Here is a 2,604-nt window from a genome sequence, read left to right as displayed (position 1 = left end):
ACTATCGCGGCGGCGACGCGGGCCGCTGTCTCGCGGGCACTGGAGCGTCCGCCGCCGCGATAGTCGCGCACGCCGTATTTCGCGTCATAGGAGAAGTCGGCATGGCCGGGGCGATAGCTGTCGCGGATTTCGCTGTAATCCTTGGAGCGCTGGTCGGCATTCTCGATCATCAGGGAAATCGGGGTGCCGGTGGTCACAGGCCCGCCGGTGCGGTCGTCCTCGAATACGCCGGACAGGATTTTGACGGCGTCCGGTTCCTGGCGCTGGGTGACGAAGCGCGACGTGCCGGGGCGGCGTTTGTCCAGGAAGCCCTGAATCCATTCAGGTGTCAGGGCCAGCCCCGGAGGGCAGCCGTCGATGACACAGCCAAGGGCAGGCCCGTGGCTCTCGCCCCATGTGGTGACACGGAACAGATGACCGAATGTGTTGTGTGACATGTTGGGCCGCACCCCTCGTTAAAGCTCGCTGCCTCCTATATGAAAACAAGACGCCTAACAAATCCGCAAAAAGGGCCAGCCATCGTGTCTCCTGTCATTCCCCCATCTCCCAGCGCTGCAGACTATGCCACCGGGCGTGACCGCCCCCTGATTCCCGTCGTGCCGGACCCGATCGCCTTTTTCCGGGACTGGATGGCCGAAGCGCGGACGAAGGAGCCCAATGATTCCAACGCGATGTCGCTGGCGACGGTGGATTCTGAGGGCATGCCGGACGTGCGGATCGTGCTGCTGAAGGAGATTTCCGAGGCCGGGTTCTCCTTCTTCACCAATTTGCAGAGCCAGAAGGGCCGCCAATTGGCGGACAATCCCCGTGCCGCGCTCTGCCTGCACTGGAAGAGCCTGCGCCGCCAGGTGCGCATTCGCGGTAATATCACCCGCGTGTCGGATGCCGAGGCGGACGCCTATTTTGCCTCGCGCGCGGCCCAGAGCCGGATCAGCGCGATTGCGTCTGACCAGTCGCGGCCATTGCCGGACCGCGCCGTGTTCGAACAGCGCATTGCCGAAGTCTCGGAAGTCTATGGCGACGGGCCGGACATTCCCCGCCCCGAATTCTGGGGCGGGTTCCGTCTTGTGCCGACCGAGATCGAATACTGGCAGGACCAGGCGTTCCGCATGCATGACCGCGTCCGCTATACCCGAGCCGGTGATGGCTGGACGACGACGCGGCTTTATCCCTGAATGGGAATGACGCTCAGCGGCAGGAGCCGCGAGTCTTCGATTGCTGCTGTGCGATGGCCGATGCCCTCCAGATAAGCGGTGTCCGTCTCGAACGCGAGAAAAGTAGCGACATCCTTGTGGCGGACGAGCAGGACGAGGTCCCAGCGCGCATCCTGCGGGCCGATCAGGAAGGACCCGCCCTCGGCCATCAAGTCGAGGCTGCCGCCGCCGGCTTCCAGGAAAGGCAGAGTGTGGGCGATATAGCGGTCATAGGCTTCGCGGCCCGAGATCGGCGCGTCCGGGGCGAGACGCGGCGTCTCTGAATAGTCTGCCGTGTCCCGCAGGCGCAGCAAGTTCAGCATCACGACGTTTCCAACAATGCCGCGCATCACGAAGTCGCGGCCGGCTTCCATCGAGGGAGTGAGGAAAGCCGGCCGGACGTTCACCTTCGGGGTGGCCATCTCAGACGATCCCGTTCGTGACGGACAGGACCCGCATGTGCGGGTGGCCGTCGCTGGTTTTCGACCATGAAGAACCGTCGGCGGAGATCGTCGCGTTCACCCGCTGGCGGAAGGCCGAGAAGGATTCGAATTCGACGACATCGACCGGTTCGTCGAAGTGCAGTGTGACCTCGAAGGCTGAACCGCCGCCAATGTCGCGTACGGCCAAGACGACGCCTTCGAACGGCTTCTTGAGATAGAGGCCGGTGACGCGGTCGCCGACCTGGACGGGCACTTCCGGCAGGTTGGAGAGGCGCGCCGAGGCGGTGTTCCAGTCGCGATAGCCGAGTTCGGCGGCGACGCGTTCAAGCGCGGCAGAATGCGAGATGGGCGTTCCGGCCAGTGTTTCCACGGCGCGGATTTCGCGCGCACGGGCTTTCGCCTGTTCGCGCGTATTGATGGAGGGTGACATGAGAGAGATCCTTTACCGTCGTCCAAAAGCGGTCACGTCAACGCGGGGGCTCGCCTTGCCGCAGGACCGCTGGAAGAGGTTCAGCATCCTGTTGGGTACAGGCGCCTTGCGGGGCCTGTGAGATCTTCACCTTCGGGACTATGTCCCGGCGAGCGGCTGGTGTCTCAAACCGGGGCCGCAAATACGCCGAGATTGGCGCTACGTCAACGCCCGCACATTTCCCGGGCGCGGTCGTCGGATGTGAGCGCGGCGGCGACACGGTAGGGTTCGTCAGTGGCGAGCAGGACGAGGCCGTCATCGACAAGGTCCTGGTATTCGCTGGCATCGCCATCGGCCCAATACTGGTCGTCGAGGCGTTCGCCCTTGCGGCCAAGCGTGCCGAACGCGGGTTCGACGCCTTCCCGGAGATCGCGCGCCCAGGCAGCGGCGTCCGGCGAGCCGGTGCCGGTCCAGGCGACGAGGCGGGTGCGGTCGACGCCAAGGTCTTCGACCCGGCCAATGTCGCGCGAGCCTTTGGCCGACGCGGTGAGCATCAGGT

The 2,604-nt window shown here is 64.7% G+C and carries 4 protein-coding genes and 1 pseudogene; 1 reads left to right on the top strand and 4 read right to left on the bottom strand.

Features of this window, described 5'->3' with window-relative positions; all coding sequences use genetic code 11:
* On the bottom strand, positions 1–437 hold a 437-nt coding region (locus AADA04_RS01065; protein ID WP_340691376.1), incomplete at its 3' end, for a chorismate synthase.
* Positions 438–521: 84 nt separating this feature from the next.
* Here AADA04_RS01065 and pdxH point away from each other — a divergent pair.
* On the top strand, positions 522–1,175 hold the full coding sequence (gene pdxH / locus AADA04_RS01060) for a pyridoxamine 5'-phosphate oxidase (protein ID WP_340691375.1): 654 nt from the start codon (positions 522–524) through the stop codon (positions 1,173–1,175).
* Here the strand turns inward: pdxH and AADA04_RS01055 are convergent.
* The 3 genes and pseudogenes from AADA04_RS01055 to AADA04_RS01045 all read right to left on the bottom strand — a co-directional run.
* Complete coding sequence (locus AADA04_RS01055) at positions 1,166–1,615, bottom strand: hypothetical protein (RefSeq protein ID WP_340691374.1); 450 nt, start codon at positions 1,613–1,615, stop codon at positions 1,166–1,168. The two genes, pdxH and AADA04_RS01055, sit on opposite strands and share 10 nt — an antisense overlap.
* Before the next feature lies 1 nt (position 1,616).
* Positions 1,617–2,066, bottom strand: coding sequence for a glyoxalase superfamily protein (locus AADA04_RS01050; protein WP_340691373.1), 450 nt, complete (start codon positions 2,064–2,066; stop codon positions 1,617–1,619).
* Between the two features lie 203 nt (positions 2,067–2,269).
* Positions 2,270–2,604 (bottom strand): annotated as a pseudogene (locus tag AADA04_RS01045) (glycerophosphodiester phosphodiesterase); the annotation flags it as partial.

The sequence above is a fragment of the Hyphomonas sp. genome (assembly GCF_037969335.1).
Taxonomy (GTDB): domain Bacteria; phylum Pseudomonadota; class Alphaproteobacteria; order Caulobacterales; family Hyphomonadaceae; genus Hyphomonas.
This window is presented reverse-complemented; position numbering and strand designations above follow the sequence as displayed.

What these genes read in the sequence shown, in the direction of transcription:
- AADA04_RS01050 (WP_340691373.1), bottom strand. Translation starts at nt 2,066, where the DNA reads ATGTCACCCTCCATCAATACGCGCGAACAGGCGAAAGCCCGTGCGCGC.
- AADA04_RS01055 (WP_340691374.1), bottom strand. Translation starts at nt 1,615, where the DNA reads ATGGCCACCCCGAAGGTGAACGTCCGGCCGGCTTTCCTCACTCCCTCG.